The organism is Arthrobacter crystallopoietes (assembly GCF_017603825.1).
Taxonomy (GTDB): Bacteria; Actinomycetota; Actinomycetes; order Actinomycetales; family Micrococcaceae; genus Crystallibacter; species Crystallibacter crystallopoietes_B.
Genome location: NZ_CP072014.1, coordinates 1,656,172 through 1,675,929, shown reverse-complemented (window position 1 = coordinate 1,675,929; position 19,758 = coordinate 1,656,172). Strand labels below are relative to the sequence as shown.

19 protein-coding genes and 1 riboswitch are annotated in these 19,758 nt (G+C 64.7%); of the genes, 8 read left to right on the top strand and 11 right to left on the bottom strand.

The window, feature by feature from the left end; all coding sequences use genetic code 11:
* Positions 1-54: 54 nt before the first annotated feature.
* Positions 55-480, top strand: a complete 426-nt coding sequence (locus tag J5251_RS07660; protein WP_139006089.1) for a pyridoxamine 5'-phosphate oxidase family protein — start codon at positions 55-57, stop codon at positions 478-480.
* 14 nt (positions 481-494) lie between these two features.
* Here J5251_RS07660 and J5251_RS07655 read toward each other — a convergent pair whose 3' ends face one another.
* A complete protein-coding gene (locus J5251_RS07655) occupies positions 495-1,118 on the bottom strand; it encodes a CE1759 family FMN reductase (RefSeq protein ID WP_139006088.1) in 624 nt (207 codons plus the stop codon).
* Between the two features lie 181 nt (positions 1,119-1,299).
* On the opposite strand from J5251_RS07655, the gene J5251_RS07650 reads away from it, so the two are divergent.
* From J5251_RS07650 to ligM, 5 genes are all read left to right on the top strand, one after another.
* Positions 1,300-2,676, top strand: coding sequence for an MBL fold metallo-hydrolase (locus J5251_RS07650; protein ID WP_139006087.1), 1,377 nt, complete (start codon positions 1,300-1,302; stop codon positions 2,674-2,676).
* A gap of 308 nt (positions 2,677-2,984) precedes the next feature.
* A riboswitch (cyclic di-AMP (ydaO/yuaA leader) is annotated at positions 2,985-3,163 on the top strand.
* 5 nt (positions 3,164-3,168) lie between these two features.
* Entirely contained in the window at positions 3,169-3,954 is a 786-nt protein-coding gene (locus J5251_RS07645; protein ID WP_139006086.1) for a M23 family metallopeptidase, read from the top strand.
* Between the two features lie 206 nt (positions 3,955-4,160).
* On the top strand, positions 4,161-4,562 hold the full coding sequence (locus tag J5251_RS07640; RefSeq protein ID WP_139006085.1) for a GlcG/HbpS family heme-binding protein: 402 nt from the start codon (positions 4,161-4,163) through the stop codon (positions 4,560-4,562).
* Between the two features lie 91 nt (positions 4,563-4,653).
* On the top strand, positions 4,654-5,871 hold the full coding sequence (gene fdhA / locus J5251_RS07635) for a formaldehyde dehydrogenase, glutathione-independent (RefSeq protein ID WP_171059415.1): 1,218 nt from the start codon (positions 4,654-4,656) through the stop codon (positions 5,869-5,871).
* Between the two features lie 21 nt (positions 5,872-5,892).
* Positions 5,893-7,299 (top strand): vanillate/3-O-methylgallate O-demethylase, encoded by a 1,407-nt coding sequence (gene ligM / locus J5251_RS07630; protein WP_208575641.1) that lies wholly within the window; start codon positions 5,893-5,895, stop codon positions 7,297-7,299.
* Positions 7,300-7,398: 99 nt separating this feature from the next.
* Here the strand turns inward: ligM and J5251_RS07625 are convergent, their stop codons facing one another.
* Positions 7,399-8,265, bottom strand: coding sequence for a methylenetetrahydrofolate reductase (locus J5251_RS07625; RefSeq protein ID WP_139006082.1), 867 nt, complete (start codon positions 8,263-8,265; stop codon positions 7,399-7,401).
* Positions 8,266-8,404: 139 nt separating this feature from the next.
* Between J5251_RS07625 and J5251_RS07620 the strand changes: the two genes are divergently transcribed.
* Positions 8,405-8,833 carry a very short patch repair endonuclease gene (locus tag J5251_RS07620; protein WP_139006081.1) on the top strand — a complete coding sequence of 143 codons (429 nt, stop codon included), beginning with the start codon at positions 8,405-8,407 and terminating at the stop codon, positions 8,831-8,833.
* A 35-nt stretch (positions 8,834-8,868) separates the two neighbouring features.
* Here J5251_RS07620 and J5251_RS07615 read toward each other — a convergent pair whose 3' ends face one another.
* The 6 genes from J5251_RS07615 to J5251_RS07590 form a co-directional block, all read right to left on the bottom strand.
* Positions 8,869-9,822, bottom strand: a complete 954-nt coding sequence (locus tag J5251_RS07615) for a sugar kinase (RefSeq protein ID WP_240793155.1) — start codon at positions 9,820-9,822, stop codon at positions 8,869-8,871.
* Between the two features lie 2 nt (positions 9,823-9,824).
* On the bottom strand, positions 9,825-10,484 hold the full coding sequence (locus J5251_RS07610; protein WP_139006080.1) for a bifunctional 4-hydroxy-2-oxoglutarate aldolase/2-dehydro-3-deoxy-phosphogluconate aldolase: 660 nt from the start codon (positions 10,482-10,484) through the stop codon (positions 9,825-9,827).
* Entirely contained in the window at positions 10,484-11,629 is a 1,146-nt protein-coding gene (gene dgoD, locus J5251_RS07605; RefSeq protein ID WP_139006079.1) for a galactonate dehydratase, read from the bottom strand. The genes J5251_RS07610 and dgoD overlap by 1 nt, the downstream gene beginning before the upstream one ends.
* A gap of 22 nt (positions 11,630-11,651) precedes the next feature.
* Positions 11,652-12,566, bottom strand: a complete 915-nt coding sequence (locus J5251_RS07600; RefSeq protein ID WP_139006078.1) for a carbohydrate ABC transporter permease — start codon at positions 12,564-12,566, stop codon at positions 11,652-11,654.
* Complete coding sequence (locus J5251_RS07595) at positions 12,566-13,519, bottom strand: carbohydrate ABC transporter permease (protein WP_240793153.1); 954 nt, start codon at positions 13,517-13,519, stop codon at positions 12,566-12,568. The genes J5251_RS07600 and J5251_RS07595 overlap by 1 nt, the downstream gene beginning before the upstream one ends.
* Positions 13,520-13,597: 78 nt before the next feature.
* Positions 13,598-14,887, bottom strand: a complete 1,290-nt coding sequence (locus J5251_RS07590; RefSeq protein WP_240793152.1) for an ABC transporter substrate-binding protein — start codon at positions 14,885-14,887, stop codon at positions 13,598-13,600.
* Positions 14,888-15,046: 159 nt separating this feature from the next.
* On the opposite strand from J5251_RS07590, the gene J5251_RS07585 reads away from it, so the two are divergent.
* A complete protein-coding gene (locus tag J5251_RS07585) occupies positions 15,047-15,865 on the top strand; it encodes a FadR/GntR family transcriptional regulator (protein WP_139006166.1) in 819 nt (272 codons plus the stop codon).
* 116 nt (positions 15,866-15,981) lie between these two features.
* Here the strand turns inward: J5251_RS07585 and J5251_RS07580 are convergent, their stop codons facing one another.
* The 3 genes from J5251_RS07580 to speB form a co-directional block, all read right to left on the bottom strand.
* On the bottom strand, positions 15,982-16,656 hold the full coding sequence (locus tag J5251_RS07580; RefSeq protein WP_139006077.1) for a DUF4190 domain-containing protein: 675 nt from the start codon (positions 16,654-16,656) through the stop codon (positions 15,982-15,984).
* Between the two features lie 114 nt (positions 16,657-16,770).
* Positions 16,771-18,486: a thiamine pyrophosphate-binding protein gene (locus J5251_RS07575; protein WP_139006076.1), complete on the bottom strand. Its 1,716-nt coding sequence runs from the start codon at positions 18,484-18,486 to the stop codon at positions 16,771-16,773.
* Position 18,487: 1 nt separating this feature from the next.
* A complete protein-coding gene (speB, locus tag J5251_RS07570) occupies positions 18,488-19,609 on the bottom strand; it encodes an agmatinase (RefSeq protein ID WP_139006075.1) in 1,122 nt (373 codons plus the stop codon).
* Positions 19,610-19,758: the final 149 nt, after the last annotated feature.

Below are 19,758 nucleotides of genomic sequence, written 5' to 3'. Positions count from 1 at the left end.
TAAGACACACCTAACTCATTCCTTTTTCTCTACACAGCGTAGAAGAATGGATGCATGATGTTCCAACACGATGAACCGGTCCTAGAACTCACCGACGAGCAGTCCTGGAAACTACTGGAAAAGAGCCAACACGGTCGCATTGTCCTGACCGCCGCCGGAGAGACGGACATCTTCCCCATCAACTACCCCGCTCACGAGGGCAAGCTGCTGATGCGAAGCGCACCAGGCACCAAGCTGGCTGAAGCCACCATTAACGAGAACGTCCTATTTGAAACGGACGGGATCACCAGCGATGAGGCATGGATCGTCGTAATCAAAGGAACTGCACGGATATTGCAGTCCGGCGATGACATCGAGGCTGCAGAAAAGCTCGGGCTCAAGTCCTGGATTCCAACGCTCAAGGATTTCTACATTGAGCTCAAGCCAGTGCAGCTCAGCGGCCGTCACTTCAATCTGGGCGACCAACCGGAGCGCTACTGACAGACAGGCCGAGGTCAGCGACCGACGTTGGCTAGGATTTCTTCGAAACTCATTGACTCGATGCCGCCGCGGCCTTGCTCTTCGGCGGGCACATCCTGGACCAGCGCCACAAGCTCCGCTGCTGCACGGCCTGCCCGGCGCCCTATGCCGCCGCCAGCCTCGTCCGCGCCACCCCAGTCTTCGGGTGCAGCGAACACCACGGTCTGGGTCGTGCGTGCCCGCAGGTAACTGAAGAGCGGGCGGATGGCGTAGTCCAGGGCGAGTGAATGGCGCGCGGTACCCCCGGTCGCGCCAACGAGTACCGGCTTGCCGGCCAGCGCATCCTTGTCGATGACATCGAAGAAGGACTTGAAGAGGCCGCTGTAGGAGGCGCTGAAGACCGGCGTGACGGCGATCAACGCATCTGCCGCGGTGACAGCATCGATGAGCTCCTGGAGTCTGGGCGCGGCATAGCCTGCCACCATGTTGTTGGCGATATCTACAGCATACTCACGCAGTTCGTAGGTCTTCACCGAAGCGTCGGCCCCTTCTTGCCGGAACCGGTCAGCGGTGGATTTTGCCAGCTGGTCCGCCAACAGCCGGCTGGAAGACGGTACGCCCAGCCCTGCGGACAACACCACGATTTTGCGCTCTGACACCGGTTTCTCCTTCATGTCTTCATTGTTCATGCGATTGCATCTATCTCCACAACTGAGAGCGCGGTCGGATTATTCCTGCCGGCGGAAATGCTTCTGTTGCGCGCACAGAAACGGTGCCACACTGGGATAACCATCATCCGATAAGACCCCCGGCAAGGGCCTTCTCCCGCCAGGAGGACCGGTGATCCTGAATCAATACCACCTCAGTTCACTGTCATTGAGCTCCTACTTGATCGGGGACGAGAGCACCGGAAATGCTGTTGCCGTGGATCCACAACGGGACATCGACCAGTATCTGGACGACGCTTCCCGGAACAACCTCACCATTGTGGGCGTGATCGACACGCACTTCCATGCCGACTTTGTGGCCGGACACCTCGAACTGGCCGCCGCCACCGGAGCGTGGATCGGGCTCGGCGCCCGGGCGGAAGCCGCCTACGACTTCCGCAAACTGCACCACGGGGAAAAGATTTCGCTAGGTGAGGTCGAACTGGAGATCCATGAAACCCCCGGCCACACCTGGGAGTCCATCACTGTGCTGGTCCGCGAGCGCGCAGCGGACAAAACTCCGCTTGCGGCCCTGACCGGAGACACCCTCTTCATTGGCGATGTGGGCCGGCCCGACCTTGCCGCTTCTGTCGGCGCTGATCCCGTGGAACTTGCCCGCGCGCTCTATCACTCTGTGCACGATGACCTGATGAAGCTTGATGGCAGCGTGCGCCTGCTGCCTGCGCACACCGCAGGAAGCGCATGCGGCAAAAACCTCTCGGCCGAGCGCGAATCGACGATCGGTCAGCAGCAGGCCGCGAACCCTTCCGTCCAGCCGATGAGCGAGGACGAATTCGTGACCCTGATCACCAGCGGCCAACCGTCCGTCCCGACCTACTTTGCCACCGATGCGAGGCTGAACCGCAGCCGGCATCCCGTGATGGCCGGCAGGCTGCACCCCGCAGCCCTGCCGACGGATGCACTGGAACGGGCACTATCTTCAGGGGCACGGATTCTTGATGCGCGGCCGCCGGCCCCGTTCGCCGCAGGCCATGTGGCAGGTTCCATCAACGTCGGCATCAACGGGCGCTTTGAGGAAACAGCAGGCATGTTCTTCGACCACCGGGATGTCATCGTCGTTGTAGCCGAACCGGGCAAGGAAGCCGAAGTCCAACTAGGTCTTGCCCGAATTGGTTGTGACAGAGTGGTCGGCTTCGTCCCGAATCTTCCCGACCTGCTCGTGGCGAAGCCTCAGCTGGCCGGCAGCACGGACCGGGTCCCCGCGGATGAATTGGACAGCACTCTGGCCGATCCGGAAACCGTCGTGCTCGATGTCCGCAATGCCGGGGAGCGGGAGGAAGGCGCCATTCCCGGAACCCAGCACATTCCGCTGGCCGAACTGCCGCAGCGCCACGACGAACTCCCGGCAGACAAGCGCATCGTTGTGCACTGCGCCAGCGGCTGGCGCTCCAGCGTTGCCGCGAGCGCGTTGAAGGCGCTCGGCTATACCGACGTCGCCGATGTTGCGGGCGGCTATAACGCCTGGGCGCGGGACCACCGCGCGGCGTAGATTACGAATAACGACCCTTCCAGGAACCGGTAGCCCGCACCTCGGTTTGACCGTGCGGCGAAATCCGTGCGCGCAAGCCTGTAACCACGACGCTGGCGGCCGAAACGGCGCCACAGCATCATGGAAACGGCCTTCAATTGGACGCGTCGAGAGTCGTGTTATCGACCCATCTTTTACACCCACACTGCTTTATGTGTCCACAAACACGCATAACGAATTTGTAACAAGACACGCCGACACGATACTTTTGAAAGGCATTCTTACGCAACCAGTGGTAAGAGCCTGATCCGTACGCCTAGCCCTGTCAGCGGATCAGTCCGTTCAATTCTTCCCAGACAGGGGCGGAGGAACCACACACGGCGCTTGGGGCGCCTTGGGGTGAAGTTCTGTCAGCAATATCGAAGGCACATTGTTTGCCGCTGACCGAACCGAGTGAACTCTCTCTCGAATCCGACAGCTAACTTCGCAGGCGCAAATGAGAGGACCTCCCCTTTGCACACGAACAAGCCTGTGCGCGGACGCCGTCGCGCCGAAGATACTTCCCTGCTGACCGCCGTGCGGAACCAAGACAGCGAAGGCCGCCGTCGCGCCTCGAAGCGCCGCTTTTCCAGCACTTCCCAGAAGGCCGGCCTGGCCTTGGCTGCCACCGGCATCATTGCCTTGGCCGCCGTCCCCACCGCCCAAGCGGTCTCCGGTAACGAGGACCTGAGTACCGTCAGCGCCGCCAGCACCTCTTCGGCCCCGGTGACGGCGGCCCAGGACAGCGAGATGAAGTTCGAGCGCATCGAGGTAACCAGCAAGGCTGCCCCCAAGCAGAAGGCTGAGCCGAAGACCGAAGTCAAGGCTGCGTCGGCTGAAAAGGCCGATGCTGCGAAGAAGACCACCGCCAGCGGACTGGCCGCCCCAGTCGCCGATCTGAATGAGTCCTCGGGCTTCGGCTACCGGATCAACCCTGTCACCGGGGCAGCCGGCGAGTTCCACAACGGCTCCGATTACGCCCTCGCTTGCGGTACCGATGTCAAGGCTGCTGCAGCAGGCAAGGTCGTAGAGGCCTCCTCCAGCGCCGTCGGCTACGGCAACCGTATTGTCATTGAGCACGGCGACGGCATGAAGACCACCTACAATCACCTGCAGAGCATCGGCATCAACAAGGGCCAGCAGGTGTCCGCCGGCGATTCCATCGCCGATCTGGGCACAAGTGGCAATTCCACCGGTTGCCACCTGCACTTCGAGGTCGTCGTCGACGGCAAGGAAGTAGACCCGGCCAAGTACTTCTAGCCACAACATCCGCCTCGGCGGATCCACGGCCAGACCCAACGGGGCTGCGCGGCATGAGCTGCGCGGCCCCGTTTTTTGTCCCTAGTCACCACCTGTCAAGAGGACTAGCGTGGGGCGTACCCGCCGCATCCTTACACTGGTGCTGAGCCGCGCCAGTACCGAGTCGAGCCGTCCCATGCCGGCGGAACCAGCGCTAGGAGACAAAAATGAACACCCTTACCCTTGCAGATGCCCGCAGCATCATCGCAGCTGCCGAAGCCCGCGCAGAAGAAATTGGACAGCCGATGAACATCGCCGTGGTCGACGCCGGCGGCAACCTCATCTCCCATGTGCGGATGGACGGCGCCTGGCTGGGCAGCATCGACATCTCCATCAACAAAGCCTTCACCTCCCGTGCCTTCGACATCCAGACCAAGGATCTGGGCGACAACTCGCAGCCGGGCAACCAGTTTTACGGCATCCATGCCAGCAACCACGGCCGGATCATGATTTTCGCCGGCGGCGTGCCGCTCAGCCGAGACGGCCAGGTAGTCGGCGCGATCGGCGTCAGCGGCGGCAGCGGCGAGCAGGATCAGACCGTTGCGGAGGCAGGCGCAGGCGCCCTCTGACAACCGCACCCTAAGTACCTATAGCCATAGTGGGTGAAGTCCGCTAGCGTGATGGCTATCACCGTGCGGTCCAGAATAAGGAGTCATGCCCGTGTCAGGAAACAGAGCCGTTGCCTACAAAGGACCTGGGAAGGTCGAGGTCATCGACACCGACTACCCCACCTTCGAACTCAAGGACGCCCCGGGGATCAACCCGGCCAACATTGGCCGCAAGGTCCCCCACGGCGTCATTCTGCGAACAGTCACCACCAACATCTGCGGCTCGGACCAGCACATGGTCCGCGGCCGCACCACCGCCCCGACCGACCTGGTACTCGGACACGAAATCACCGGCGAAGTCATCGACACCGGTCCCGACGTCGAATTCATCAAGACCGGCGACATCGTCTCGGTTCCCTTCAACATTTCCTGCGGCCGCTGCCGCAACTGCAAGGAACGCAAGACCGGCATCTGCCTCAACGTCAACCCGGACCGCCCCGGCAGCGCCTACGGCTACGTCGACATGGGCGGCTGGGTCGGCGGCCAGGCCGAATACGTCATGGTGCCCTACGCGGACTGGAACCTGCTGAAGTTCCCGGACCGCGACCAGGCCCTCGAGAAGATCATGGACCTGACCATGCTCTCGGACATCCTGCCCACCGGCTTCCACGGCGCCGTCACCGCGGGCGTCGAAGTCGGCTCCACCGTGTATGTCGCCGGCGCGGGCCCGGTCGGCCTGGCCGCCGCAGCCGGCGCGCAACTGCTCGGCGCCGCCGTCGTCATTGTCGGGGACCTCAACGAACAACGGCTCGCGCAGGCACGCAGCTTCGGCTGCGAAACCGTCGACGTCTCCCAGGGCGACCCGAAGGACCAGATCGAACAGCTCCTGGGCGTGCCCGAAGTGGACTGCGGCATCGACGCCGTCGGTTTCGAAGCCCGCGGCCACGGCAAGGACGCCTCGCACGAAGCCCCGGCCACCGTGCTGAACTCGCTGATGGACATCACCGCCGCCGGCGGAGCCCTGGGCATCCCCGGACTCTACGTCACCGGCGACCCCGGCGCCGCGGACGAAGCCGCGCAGCACGGCTCGCTCTCCATCAGCCTCGGCACCGGCTGGGCCAAATCGCTGTCCTTCACCACCGGCCAGTGCCCGGTCATGAAGTACAACCGGCAGCTGATGATGGCAATCCTGCACGACAAGGTCAAGATCGCCAAGGCCGTCAACGCCAAGGCCATCCCGCTCGAAGACGCCCCCAAGGGCTACGCCGAATTCGACGCCGGCGCCGCCACCAAATACGTCCTGAACCCGAACGGCTACGTCAAGAACTGATCGAGGAGAGGAACAGCAACGATGAATGCGAAGAACCTGCAGGAAGTCCTGGATGCCTCCGGCAACACCGTCGAGCTGCTGCGCAATTCCCAGCTCGGCGCCTACATCTACCCGGTGGTCGCCCCGGAGTTCACCAATTGGCGCAGCGAACAGCGGGCTTGGCGCGAGACGGCAGTGCTCTATGACCAGTCCCACCACATGGACAATCTGTTCATCAAGGGTCCCGACGCCTTGAAGCTGATTTCCGACACAGCCATCAACAGCGTGGCCAACTTCCCGGTCAACAAGGCCAAGCAGTATGTGCCGACCACGCCGGCCGGACATGTGATCGGTGATGGCATTCTCTTCCACGAGGCCGAGGACGAGTACATCTACGTGGGCCGTGCCCCGGCGGCCAACTGGCTGCTCTACCACGGCGAGACCGGCGGCTACGATGCCGAGATCGTCGTTGACCGCCGTTCGCCGTCGCGCCCGATGGGCCAGCCGGTCAAGCGCAAGTACTGGCGCTTCCAGATCCAGGGGCCCAACGCCTGGCAGATCATCGAAAAAATCAACGGCGGCCCGGTGGAGCAGCTGAAGTTCTTCAACATGGACCACATGAACGTGGCCGGCGCACAGGTCCGCACGCTGCGCCACGGTATGGCCGGCGCTCCCGGACTGGAGCTGTGGGGACCCTACGAAACCTATGACAAGGCCCGCGACACGATCCTGCAGATCGGCCAGGAGTTCGGCATGCTGGCCGTGGGCTCGCGCGCCTACCCGTCCAACACCTTGGAGTCGGGCTGGATTCCGTCCCCGCTGCCGGCGATCTACACCGGTGAAGAACTGCGGCCGTACCGCGAATGGCTGGGCGCGGACAGCTACGAGGCGACCAACGCGGTGGCCGGCAGCTTCGTCGCGGACAAGATCGAGGACTACTACCTGACGCCGTGGGAGCTGGGTTACGGCTCGTTCGTGAAGTTCGACCATGACTTCATCGGCCGCGAGGCGCTGGAGAAGATCGATCCGGTCGCCCAGCGCAAGAAGGTCACGCTGGCGTGGAACCCGGAGGACATGGCGAAGATCTTCGCGTCCCTGTTCGACACGGAGGGTACGCCGTACAAGTACTTCGACCTGCCGCTGGCCAACTACGGCTCCTCGAACTACGACGCCGTGATCGATGCGGACGGCACCAATGTGGGCCTGTCCATGTTCACCGGCTACAGCGCCAACGAGAGGCGTGCACTCTCGCTGGCCACCGTGGATCCATCCGTGCCCGAGGGAACGGAGTTGAGGGTCATCTGGGGCGAGCCGGACGGCGGTACCCGCAAGACCACGGTGGAGCCGCACCAGCAGCTCGACGTGCGCGCCGTGGTCAGCCCGGTCCCGTACTCAGAGACGGTCCGGAAGGACTACCAGGGCGGTTGGCGCTCCGGCCAGCAGAGTTAACCGGAACCGGCGGGGCCAGGAACATCATCCTGGCCGCGCCGGTAAACACTCCGAAGAACGACGGCGGGTGGCGGGCCAGGTGCCCGCCACCCGTTGCGTTCATCCGCCGGCGCGGAACTCGCGGACCCACTCCGCCGTGCTCTTCAGACCGCCGAAGGTGTAGAAGTGCAACAGAATCCGGCCGTGCTCGGCCTCGTTGTGGCGCTGCGCGACTTCCTTAATGATCTTGTCCGGGCCGGCAGTACCGAGCAGGTTCGTCAGTGAAAACCCGTACTTGTGCACAATCCCTGCGGAGGAAGCTACACCAAAACGGCGCGCATAGTTGAGCAGTCGCTTGACGCCGGCAGGTCCGGGCACACCGATCTCCACCGGGGCCAGGACACCCCGCCGCCGAAGTTCCGACAGCCAGGCGAAGACCGGATCGGCGTCGAAACCGAACTGCGTGATGATCGAGCATTCCAGACCGAGTTCCTGCAGCGCAGTGTACTTGTCCGTGAGCGCCTGCCACAGCACGTCGTCGCTGATGTCGGGGTGCCCTTCCGGGTAGCCGCTGATGCTCACATGCTTGAAACCGTACTTGCCCAGCAGCCCCGTCCGGATGAGGGCAAGGGAGTCCTCATAGGGTCCTTCGGGCTGGGCGGGGTCACCGCCGACCACAAACACATCCTCGGGGGCCGCCTCCGTTGCCAACGCATCGAGGAATCGTTCCAGCTCGGCCTGCGAGGCCAACCTGCGAGCGGAGATGTGGGGGACCGGGACGAACCCCAACCGCTTGACGGCAGCCGCCGCGGCGACCCGCATGGGCAGGTCCTCGTTGCCCAGGAATGTCACTGAAATCCGGGTGCCCAAAGGGATGACACCCGCCGCTTCTTCCAGCGCGGGCACATCCTTGCCCGTCATCTCCAGGGAGAAGTCCTCGAGCAGCGAGCGCACGGCGTCGGGGTTGGTGGGACTGTGGTTGGCCATAGCGTTCCTTCTTCTGTCGGATCTCGCCGAAGACCGCGGGTGCCGGCGACAGTGATTCGATTCTATCGTCCAATAACTATCTGCATAGGGGTTGGGGGCCGCATTGGGCCGCCATTGTTCCGCAGCTTAAAATGGGTGTATGGCCGATTCGCTCACCCCCGAGCAGCGCAGCGCCAACATGTCCCGGATCCGCGGCAAAAACACCAAACCGGAACTCATTGTCCGCCGACTGCTGCATGCCAGAGGTTACCGGTATCGGCTGCACGGCTCGGCCGCTGGAGCCAAGCTTCCCGGCCGGCCGGACCTGGTCTTTGCGGGGCGCCGCAAGGTCATTTTCATCAATGGCTGCTTCTGGCATGCGCACAGCTGCAAGGTAGGCCAGCACGAACCCAAGTCCAATACCGAGTTCTGGCAGGCAAAGCGGTCGCGGACCGCGGCCCGGGACGCGGCGCAACGTCAGGAATTACACGAGGCAGGCTGGGACGTGCTGACGGTGTGGGAGTGCGAGTTCAAGAAGTCGAGCGATCTGGGCAGTCTGGAAGAACGGCTCGTCGGCTTCCTGGGCTAGAGGCCGTACTCGCGCCGGCCAAGTCCGGCAGCCTCCTACCTCACCGTGGTACCGCTCTGCTGTTCCCGCAGCCGCAGTTCCGCGCGCGTGGGCAGCGCCTCCCAGTCCCCCGGATAACCGACGGCGAACGCACCCAGAGTGGCGCCGCGTTCCAGCCGCGCCGGCACATCGAGCCCGTCCAACAGACCCGACAGGTAGCCGGCGGTGAAGGCATCACCGGCACCCACGGTGTCCCGTACCACGACCTGATGGGCCGCCACATGATGCGGCTGCCCATCGCTCCAGCCCGTGGCGCCGTCGGCCCCGCGTTTGATGATGACTTGGCCCACGCCCTGGACAGCCAATGCAGCGGCAGCCGCGGCCTCGCCGTCGTTGGCTTCGGGGACTGCGAGCGCGAGCTCGTCCTCGGAGGCGATAACGACGTCGGCGCACGCGGCGATGGCGGGCAGCGTTTGGGCCGCCTGCTCCACCGTCCAGAGTTTGGCGCGGAAGTTGACGTCGAAGGAGACCAGGATTCCGGCATCGCGCGCTGCACGTGCCGCCCACAGCACCGTCTCGGCGGCGGAGTCGGACAGCGCAGGCGTGATGCCGGTCAGGTGGAGGATCCGGGCGCCGGCTGCCACGGCCGGACGGATCAGGTCGACCGTCAAGGCGGAACCGGCAGAGCCCGCCCGGTAATACTGCACGCGGGCCAGCTCCGCGGTTCGCTGCTCTAGCAGCATCAGTCCAGTGGGCCGGTGCTCATCATGGCTGACCGCATCCGTGAGCACGCCTTCGGCCCGCAGCTGCCGCAGCGCGAAGGCGCCGATCTCGTCCTGCCCCAGGCGCCCGGCCCAGCGCGTGGTGTGCCCCAACCTGGACAGGCCGATGGCAACATTGGACTCCGCGCCGGCCAGGCACAGCTGTGCGCTGCCGCCCATGCGCAGCAGGCCGGCGTGGCGGAACGAGCCCATGGACTCGCCGAAGGTCAGGACGTCTGCCGGTTCCACTATCAGCCCCGGGAGTCCGCGGCCAGCTGCAGGTACGCGCGCGCCCGGCTGCGCAATTCCGCCAGGTTCCCGCCGGAGGCGGCATCGCCCACCAGCGGGCCACCGACTCCGACGGCGAGCGCGCCGCGCCGCCAGTACTCGGTGGCTTCGGCTTGTCCCACACCGCCTATGGCGATGAACGGGATGTCCGGGAACGGATCGCGCACCGCCTTGAGGTAGTCCGGTCCGCCGGCCGAGGCGGGGAAGAGCTTGATGGCGGACGCGCCGAGTTCCATGCCTCGATAGCACTCGCTCGGTGTGAAGGCACCGGCGATGACCGGGACGCCGCGTTCGGCCGCTTCGGCGACGGAAGGTGCCAGCGACGGGGTCAGAATGAACTGCGCCCCGGCGCCCAGGACCGCCGCGACGTCGTCAACGGTCAGGACAGTTCCGGCGCCTACCACCACCTCCGGACCCGCATGCTCGCACACGGTTTCGATCACCCGCTGGGCGTCCGGCGTCGTGATGGCGATTTCAAGGTACTTGACCCCCTCCTCCGCCAAAGCGAGCGCCGCGGCAATGGAGGCGTCGGCGTCGTTCCCGCGGATGACGGCCAGCAGCCGGGCCTCACGGAGTCCGGCGACCAGATCGTCCGGTTTTAAAGGGTTCGGTTGCATCATCATCACCATTCCGCGTGGGAGCCGTCGGCGTGGCGCCAAAGCGGTGAACGCCAATGGTGTTCCAGCTTGTCGGCCACCCGCACCGCGTTTTCGTCAATCTCGATGCCGAGGCCGGGTCCGGTCAGCCGTTCAATATGTCCGTCCACGAACTTCAGCGGCGCCTTGTCCAGCACGTAGTCCAGCACCTCGGCGCCTTGGTTGTAGTGGATGCCGATGCTCTGCTCCTGGATCAGGAAATTGGGCGTGGCGAAGCCGACCTGCAGGCAGGCGGCCAGCGCCAAAGGACCCAGCGGGCAGTGCGGGGCCAGTTGGACATCGAAGACCTCGGCCAGGGAGGCAATCCGGCGCACTTCCGAGATGCCCCCGGCGTGGCTGAGGTCCGGCTGGGCGACGGCAATGCCGGCCTGCAGCACGGGCAGGAATTCCTGCCGGGAGTACAACCGCTCCCCCGTGGAGACCGGGATGGAGGTGGAGCGGGCCAGCTCGCCGATCAGATGGGAGTTTTCCGGCACCACGGGTTCTTCCAGGAAAAACGGGCGCAGCGGCTCCAGCAGCGGCGCCACCCGGCGGGTGTTGGCCAGGGTGAAACGGCCGTGGAAATCCACCGCCACGTCCCGGTGCTCCCCCAGGACTTCCCGGGCCGCCGCCACGCGCGCGACAACGCCGTCGATCTCCGCCACGGTGCCCAGCCTGCCCATTTTGCCCGAGGCATTCATTTTGACCGCGGTTAGCCCGGCGTCGAGCTGCTCGAGGATGTGGTCCTTGACCTCGTTGGGGTCATCGCCGCCCACCCAGCCGTAGACGCGGATGCGGTCCCGCACGTGTCCGCCCAGCAGCTGGTGCACCGGCACGTCAAGGTGCTTGCCGGCAATGTCCCACAGCGCCTGGTCGATCCCGGAGACGGCGCTGGCCAGAATGGGGCCGCCGCGGTAGAAGCCCGCCTTGGTCATCACCTGCCAGTGGTCTTCGATCCGCAGCGGATCCGACTGCAGCAGCACCTCCGCGAACTGGGCGACGGCGGTCCGCACGGTCTCCGAGTGGCCTTCGCAGGTGGCCTCGCCCCAGCCCACAATGCCCGCGTCCGTCTCGATCCGGACAAAGAGCCATCGCGGCGGCACCAGGAAAGTCTCAACTTTGACAATGCGCATTGGTCGCGCTCCCATCCCTGGCCTATCCCTTGGTCGCGCCGGCGGTCAGGCCGGAGACGATGTACTTCTGCGTGAACAGGGCGATGATCATGATCGGAATCGTGACCACCGTGGCCGCGGCCATCAGGCCGCCCCAGTCGATGGAGGCGTAGGAAACGAAGTTGAAGATGGCTACCGGCAGGGTCTTGGTGTTGGCCCCGGACAGCACCAGGGCGAACATGAAGTTGTTCCACGAGAAGATGAAGGACAGGATGCCGGCGGTGGCGATGCCGGCCACGGACAGCGGCAGCGTGATCCGGGTGAACGCGCCGATCGGGGTCAGCCCATCCACCTGCGCCGCCTCCTCCAGCTCCAGCGGCATCGAGTCGAAGTAGCTCATCATGATGTAGACGATCAGCGGCAGGGCCACGAACATGTGCGAGAGGATCAGCACCTCGTACCCGCCGACCATCCGCAGGTTCGAGAACACGTAGTACCAGGGCACCAGCAGCGAGACACCCGGGATGATGCGCGCCATCAGCACCACCAGCGCGGAGCGGCGCATCGCGAACCGGCTCATCGAGTAGGCCGCCGGAATCCCGATGATCAGGGACAGTCCGGTGGAGACGAAAGCCACCCAAAAGCTGTTGAAGATGAAGGTGAAGTAGTTGTTCCGGCCCAGGACGTTGTCGTAGTTTTCCCATGTCGGGGGGAAGATGACCGCCTTGGACGCGTCGTAGATATCCACATTGGTCTTCAACGAGGCCAGCAACATCCACACCAGCGGTGCCAGGAACGTCAGCACGATCGCCACCAGCGCCACGACCCGGAACCACTTGTAGGCGCGGGTACGGATCGGCTTACGACGGCGGGCGGCCGGCTTCGCGGCGCCGGTTCCGTTGCCGGAACCATCGGCTGCCGTGGTGGCGTTGCGTTGGGTATCAGTCAGGGCGTTCATTACTTGTTCCCCTTCCGGCGGAAGGTCACGAGCCACATGCAGGCGACGATGATCATGAAGAACAGGATCAGCACGGCCGAGGCCACACCGTAATCCATGTAGTCGAAGCTGAGGCCGTAGGCGTAGATGTTCAGCGTTTCCACTTCGTTGAAAGAACCGCCGCCTTTGCCCTTCGTTGCGTAGAGGATGTCGAAGGTCTTCAGCGCGTCGATGCCGCGCAGCAGGACGGCCACGATCACCGTGGGCATCATCAGCGGCAGCGTCACGTACCAGAAGCGCTGCCAAGCGGTGGCGCCGTCGATCCGCGCAGCTTCGTCCGGTTCATCGGACAAGGACGTCAGCCCGGCCAGCAGGATCAGCACCACCATGGGCGTCCACTGCCACACGTCCACAAACAACAGCGTGGTCAGCGCCGTCTCCGGGCTGGAGAGCCAAGGCTGACCCGGCAGGCCGAAGAACCCCAGCAACTGGTTGGCGAACCCGATGTTCGGATCCAGGATCAGCCGCCACATCATGCCGACCGCCACGGGGGTCGCCACCAGCGGTAGCAGGATCACCACGCGGACAAACTTTTCGCCCTTGAATGGCCGCCAGAGCAGCAGCGCAATGCACATGCCCAGCACCATCTGGATGGCCAGGGCACCGATGGTGAAGTAGAAAGTGCGTCCGACGGCGGGCCAGAACCGCTGGGTATCGGTCAGGACTTCCGCGTAGTTCTCGAGCCCGATGAAGTCGGATTCGGCACGGACGGAGCCGGAGGCATCCGTCAGGCTCAGGTAGAGGGTCCAGGCCAGCGGGAAGACGATCAGGATGCCCACGAAGGCCATCGCCGGGGCGGCGAAAAGCCATTTGCGGTGGTCGTTGGCCCAGTCCGAGTAGGCCTGCCAGCCGGTCTTTTTCGGTCCCTTGCCGGCGGGCCCGCGCTGCGTGGTGTCAGTGGATAGTGCAGTCATCTCTCACCCTGGGTTGGAGTGGTGGGAGAACGACGGCGGCGCTTCACCGCCGTCGTTCTCCGTCAGCCTTTGATCCGGCTACTTTTCGTCTTCGAGGAAGGCCTCGAAGGACGTGTTGGCGGTTTCCGCGGCCTCGGCCGCATCCGCACCGGTGATGGCGGCAACGATCGGATCGCCGACAATTTCGCGGGCCTCGGCTACCGAGACCACGAGCGGACGGTCATAGCCGACCCCGTTCTCGGCGCTGACCGCAATAGCCTCCGCGAGGTCCTTCGGGTAGGTGGAGATGCCTTCCGGGTCCTCCCAAACGGACGAGCGCGGTCCGGGCACGCCGGCCTTCTGGACCTCGAGCGTCTTTTCCTTGCTGGTGGCCCACTCGATGAACTTCCACGCATTGTCCTGGTTGGCCGAGGCTTCGTTGATCGCCAGACCCCAGGAGGGAACGTTGTACGGCTTGGAGCCTGCCGGGCCTTCGGGCATCGGCGCGAAGCCGACCGTCTCCGCCACCTTCGAGTCCGCGGGATCCGTGGCGTTCTTGTAGAGGCTGTCCGCCTCGGTATAGAACGCGGCGCCGCCCTGCGTGAAGATGGCCATGGCCTCGGGCCAGCTCATGTCCGTGCTGACGTTCTCCGGGCCGTACTCGCGGATCATCCGGCCGTAATAGTCGTAGGCTTCCTTGGCCTCGGGAGTGCCGATGGCTGACTTGCCGGAATCGTCGATGAAGTCCCCGCCGAAGGAGTACAGGTAGGAGGAGAACTGCGTGACCGCCGCAGACCGGCCGGTGCGCGCGACGAAGCCCGCAGTGTCCGGATTTTCTTCCTTGATCTGCTTGGCCGCGGCTTCCAGCTCCTCCAGGGTCTTGGGCACCTCAAGGCCGGCCTTTTCCAGCAGATCCTTGCGGTAGTAGAGCACCTCGCGCTCGGTGATCAACGGCACGCCCACCACTTTGTCCTCGAACGTGGTGGCCTGGACGGGACCGGACTGGAAGTCCGACCAGTCCCATTCCGCGTTGCCCTCGACCCGCTCGGTCAGATCCGCCAGGTAGCCGTTCTGCGCGAAAAGCTTGCCCTCCTGCAGCGGCCGGTACATCATCACGTCGATCTCGTCCGTACCCGCATTGAGCTTCACGTTGTACTGGTCCGAGAGCTGGTCTTCGCCCAACTGGGTGAGCTCAACGGTGAGGCCGGTCTCCTCTTCGAATTCCGGGATGGCCTCCTTGATGATGTCCGTCCACACGTGGTTGGCCAGGGTTACCCGCAGCGTGCTGGAGGCTTCTTCGCTGCCTCCGCCGCCGCTGCCGCAAGCTGTGAGCCCGAGGGAGAGCAGGGCTGCCACCGCCGTAGCGCGCATTACATTGTGTCGTTTCACGCTGACTCCGTTTCTGGATGGGGCCCTGATCGACTTTGACGGACCCGGAGCAAATGCCTCTTTACATCTGCCGATTACTTGAACAATAGTGAGTTAGATCATACTTATTCAAGAGGCGTAGTGGAATTGAAAGATCAGTGGCGGGAGGCACGCGGCAAAATGAGCAAGCGCACAGCGACGGCGGACGCGTCGGCAGGGCCGGCCGCGGCCTCCGCGCCCGTGCCGACCTCGTCGGCGCCCACGCCGACAGGGGGCGCGCCCGGCTTGCAGGGGCGCGTACTGGAACAGCTCGGCATGGCAATCTGCGGGGGAAGCCTGCACCCGGGCGAGGTCCTGCGCAGCGACGCGTTGGAAGAGCGCTACCACGTCTCCCGATCGGTAATCCGGGAGGCACTGAGCATCCTCGGTTCCATGGGCCTGGTCGAGTCACGCCGGCGGGTGGGCGTGACCATCCAGCCCGCCACGGCCTGGAACCTCTACGACCCGCTGGTTATCCGTTGGCGCCTGGCCACCAATGGACGGCTGAAGCAGTTGCGCTCGCTTACCGAATTGCGCAGCGCCGTCGAACCCCAGGCCGCGCGGCTCGCCGCGCAACGCGCCCCCTTATCGGGCGCCTCGGACCTGGTGGGACTGGCTGCCAAAATGTGGGCCGCGGGACAGGCCGGCAACTCCGAAGAGTTCTTGGCCTTGGACATCGAGTTCCACCGGTTGGTGCTGCAGAGTTCGGGCAACGAGATGTTCGCCAAGCTCGATTCACTGGTCGCGGAGGTGCTCGCCGGCCGGACGCAGTACGGGCTCATGCCGCACCATCCCAGCGACGAGGCCCTGCAACTGCATGCCGACGTCGCCAGCGCGGTCCAGCGCCGCAAGCCGGATGAGGCCCATGCGGCCATGCTGCACATCATGCAGCAGGCCATTGAGGAAATGAGCAGCCTGTGGGCGCAGGATCATCCCGGCGAGCCGCTGCCGGCCGAATAAGAATGCCGCGCCTCAGTCGGTTGCCCGAACCTCTCGCTGAGCAGAAAAAAGCAGTCCCCCCACGCGGGAGGGGCTGCTTTCAACCGAACGGCTCGATGGAGCCGCCGCCAACTAAACTACTGGCCTGAATCGCCGGAAATGCAGTCAACCTGGCCTGTGCCCGAGTTGGAGGCAACGCTCTGGCCGTCCATGATGATTTCACAGGTCACCGTACCGGAATCTCCCGTCACGCTGAGCTGGCCGAAAGGAAGACCGGTGAATTCGATTTCGGTTTCCCAGTCTCCCGGAATCTCTTCCTGGCCCACGGTCGCTCCATCGAAGTACTGGACCGTGGCAGGACCTTCCGAAGTCACCTTGTACTGCACGGTGTGGTCACCGACCGCGTTGCTAAAAATCGTGGCGATGATCGCGGTGATGACGATGGCTGCGATCACGCCGAGCGCGCCCAGGACAATGCCCGTGATGGACATTCCCTTCTTCTGCTTCTTGATCAGCGCGATAATGCCGAAAATGATCGCCAGCGGACCAAGGATGAAGCTGAGGAAGCCAATACCGGGAACCACCCCGAGCACAAGGGCCACGATGCCCAGCACCAGTGCCGTAATGGCCAGGCCCTTCTTCTCCTGCACCGGGGCCTGGTAGCCGTAGCCGCCCTGGTCCGGGTACTGGCCATATGGTGAATTCTGCTGCGGTGCCTGGCCGTAAGGCTGGTTCGACGGGTAGTTCGAGGCAGGCTGGCCTGCGCCTTCCTGTGGCTGGTTGGACGGATTTTCGGGAGACTGGTTAGACACGGATTCCCCTGGGCTAGGTGCGGGTGATACGGAAGCAGCATCGACCGCTGCCCCCTTCGGCGAGTCTAACCGAACCGCGGGAAGTCCTCGATGGGGAGTTCTCTCCCGCCTCTCTCACGTTGCCAGGTGCGTCGGGGCGAACATCTTGAGCAACGTCTCAACAACGACGACGTTGGGACCGTCCGCCGCGAAGCTCTCCTCGAGGGCCTGGCGGACGTTCCCGGGCTCCACCCGGCGTGCCGGGACCCCGAAGGCTTCGGCCAACTTCACGAAGTCCGGCCGCGCGAGCTCGGTGGCGGTAGCCTGCCCGAAGGTGTCCTCCATGTATTCGCGCAGGATGCCGTAACCGCCGTCGTCGACAATCAGCCAGGTAACCGGGAGATTGTGCTGCTTGGCGGTGGCCAGCTCGCTGATGGAATACATTGCGGAGCCGTCGCCCGAAACGGCCAGCACGCGTGCCGGCAGCCCCTTGCTGGCCAGCCCGACCGAGCCGCCGATGGCTCCCGGGAAGCCGAAGCCCAGGCCGCCCGCGCCCTGCGCCGAGTGGAACTGGCCCTCACGCGAATCCCAGCAGCTCCATGCCCAGTATGCGGAAATTGTCATGTCCCAGAAGGTCTGCATGTCGTCCGGAACCGCCTCGCGGATGTCGGCCATGAACTGCCGCTCCTTGGCCAGGTCCTGGGCATCAAGGCGGGCCTGCACATTGGCCAGGGTTTCCTTCACCAGTTGTTCCGGAGACTTGCCGTGCCAGTCCGGCGAGAACGCGGGCTCCGGCTGCGGCAGGGCCGAGGCGATCAGCGCTTCATCCAGCGCCTGCAGGGCCTGGCCCGCGTCGGCCCGGATCCCCAAAGCCGGCCGGTTGGATTCGAGTACCCGGGGCTCGGCATCGATCTGGATGATCCGACCGCGCGGTTCAAAGGTGAAGTAGTTGCTGGTCACCTCGCCCAGCGAAGAACCGACCACCACCAGCACGTCGGCGTCTTCCAGCACATCGGTGACATAGCGGTCCTCCACCCAGGACTGCAGCGACAGTTCGTGCCGCCAGGGGAATGCGCCGTTGCCGCCCGGCGAACAGACCACGGGGGCACGCAGCTTTTCCGCGATGGAGCGCAGCCACGGCTCGGCCCTGCCCCGGCGCACCCCGCCGCCGGCGATGATGGCGGGGCGTTCGGCAGCAGCAAGCCACTTCACCGCTTCCTTCACGAGCTCGGTCCGCGGCGGATTGTCGAAGGCTTCGGCGAGCGCATCCTCGACGGGCGGGACCATGATCGGGTCGAGCAGGACATTCTGCGGCACTTCCACCCAGACCGGCCCCTGCGGCGAGGAAATGGCCTCGGTCCAGGCGTCCTGGATGGCCGACGGAATGCCGGAGGCGTGCTGGATCAGCCGTTGGCTCTTGGTGACATTGGCGGCGGAGGCCTTCTGGTCATCGAGCTGGTGCAGCATGCCCTTGCGCCGGGCTCCGAGCCCTTCGAGCGGAATCTGGCTGGCTACCACCACCATCGGCACCCCGGTGGCGTAGGCTTCCTGCAGCCCGGCCAGCGAGGTCAGCGCACCCGGTCCCGTGGAGAGGAAGAGGACGCCGACGTCGCCGGTGGCGCGGGAGAAGCCGTCCGCGGCGAAGGCCGAGTTGTTCTCCACCCGGGAAGAAACAAAGTGCAGATTGGACCGGCTCAGGGCGTCGAAGAGCCCGAGCGCGTGCTGGCCGGGAATGCCGAATACGGTGGTGGCGCCCAAGGCGCTCAGGGTTTCCACGACGAGGTCCCCGCCGTTGCGGGCCGCGACGATTGTTCCGCTCGTGCTCGCACCGCCAGTACTGGGCAGCGCCATGTCAGGACCCTTCCCCGCCGCGCAGCGCGTTGGCGGCCAGCGGATCCCCGTGCGGCGGCGTCCCGGCCTGCGCCTCGCTGCCGCGCTGGTCCGCTCCCCCGCGGCCAACGGAAGCACCGCGGCCAACGGAAGCACCGCCGTCGTTGTTCTGGCTGTCCGAGGCGTTTGCGGCCATCAGCGTCAACAGATCGTAGGCCACGTGGCTGGCGGCGACACCGGTGATTTCGGCATGGTCGTACGCCGGCGACACTTCCACCACGTCGGCACCGATGAGGTTCATGCCACGGAAGCCGCGGATGATCTCCAGTAGTTCGCGGCTGGTCATGCCGCCGGCCTCGGGCGTCCCGGTGCCGGGTGCGTGCGCCGGATCCAATACGTCGATATCGACCGAGATGTAGAGCGGGCGGTCGCCGATCCGGTCGCGCAGCTTGGCCACCACTTCGCGGACGCCCTGGTAGTAGACGTCGGAACTGGTCACGATGCCGAAGCCGAAGCGGTGGTCATCGTCCAGGTCCTTCTTGCCGTAGAGCGGGCCGCGGGTGCCCACGTGCGAGATGGCTTCGGTGTCCAGGATGCCCTCTTCCACCGCGCGGCGGAACGGGGTGCCATGGGTATACTCGGCGCCGAAGTAGGTATCCCAGGTGTCCAGGTGCGCATCGAAGTGCAGCATGGCCACCGGCTGGCCGGCACGTTCGGCGGCGGCGCGCAGCAACGGCAGGGCGATGGTGTGGTCACCGCCGAGCGTGATGAGCTTGGTGCCGCTTTCGGTCAGATCCAGCGCGTTCTGCTGGATAGTCTCGATCGCCTCGTTGATGTTGAACGGGTTGACTGCCATATCCCCGGCGTCGGCGGCCTGCAGGCTCTCAAACGGGCTCACGTCCCAGGCCGGATTGTACGGGCGCAGCAGCCGCGAGGCTTCGCGGACGTGGTTGGCGCCGAAGCGTGCACCCGGGCGGTAGGAAACCCCGGAATCAAAGGGAATACCGACGACGGCGACATCGGCCCGGGCGACCTGGTCCAGCCGCGGGAGGCGCGCGTAGGTGGCGGCGCCGGCAAAGCGCGGAATCCGTGATGAATCGATGGGGCCGAGTTTGCCGTTGGCCTCGACGCGGAGTTCTTCCATGTGGTCTCTCCTGAGAAAAAGTTGCCCAATAAGCATCAAGTGTTTTGAAATAGGCTAATTGTGGTCGGCGTCTCAGTCAAGGTTGGCCGATCTCTGGCCAACGGGAAGGGGCGTGTATAGCCTGACACGAAGCTGAGGTTGCAGCACGG

What these genes read in the sequence shown, in the direction of transcription:
- J5251_RS07660 (WP_139006089.1), top strand. Translation starts at nt 55, where the DNA reads ATGATGTTCCAACACGATGAACCGGTCCTAGAACTCACCGACGAGCAG.
- J5251_RS07640 (WP_139006085.1), top strand. Translation starts at nt 4,161, where the DNA reads ATGAACACCCTTACCCTTGCAGATGCCCGCAGCATCATCGCAGCTGCC.
- ligM (WP_208575641.1), top strand. Translation starts at nt 5,893, where the DNA reads ATGAATGCGAAGAACCTGCAGGAAGTCCTGGATGCCTCCGGCAACACC.
- J5251_RS07625 (WP_139006082.1), bottom strand. Translation starts at nt 8,265, where the DNA reads ATGGCCAACCACAGTCCCACCAACCCCGACGCCGTGCGCTCGCTGCTC.
- J5251_RS07620 (WP_139006081.1), top strand. Translation starts at nt 8,405, where the DNA reads ATGGCCGATTCGCTCACCCCCGAGCAGCGCAGCGCCAACATGTCCCGG.
- J5251_RS07610 (WP_139006080.1), bottom strand. Translation starts at nt 10,484, where the DNA reads ATGATGATGCAACCGAACCCTTTAAAACCGGACGATCTGGTCGCCGGA.
- dgoD (WP_139006079.1), bottom strand. Translation starts at nt 11,629, where the DNA reads ATGCGCATTGTCAAAGTTGAGACTTTCCTGGTGCCGCCGCGATGGCTC.
- J5251_RS07600 (WP_139006078.1), bottom strand. Translation starts at nt 12,566, where the DNA reads ATGAACGCCCTGACTGATACCCAACGCAACGCCACCACGGCAGCCGAT.
- J5251_RS07595 (WP_240793153.1), bottom strand. Translation starts at nt 13,519, where the DNA reads ATGACTGCACTATCCACTGACACCACGCAGCGCGGGCCCGCCGGCAAG.
- J5251_RS07585 (WP_139006166.1), top strand. Translation starts at nt 15,047, where the DNA reads ATGAGCAAGCGCACAGCGACGGCGGACGCGTCGGCAGGGCCGGCCGCG.
- J5251_RS07575 (WP_139006076.1), bottom strand. Translation starts at nt 18,486, where the DNA reads ATGGCGCTGCCCAGTACTGGCGGTGCGAGCACGAGCGGAACAATCGTC.
- speB (WP_139006075.1), bottom strand. Translation starts at nt 19,609, where the DNA reads ATGGAAGAACTCCGCGTCGAGGCCAACGGCAAACTCGGCCCCATCGAT.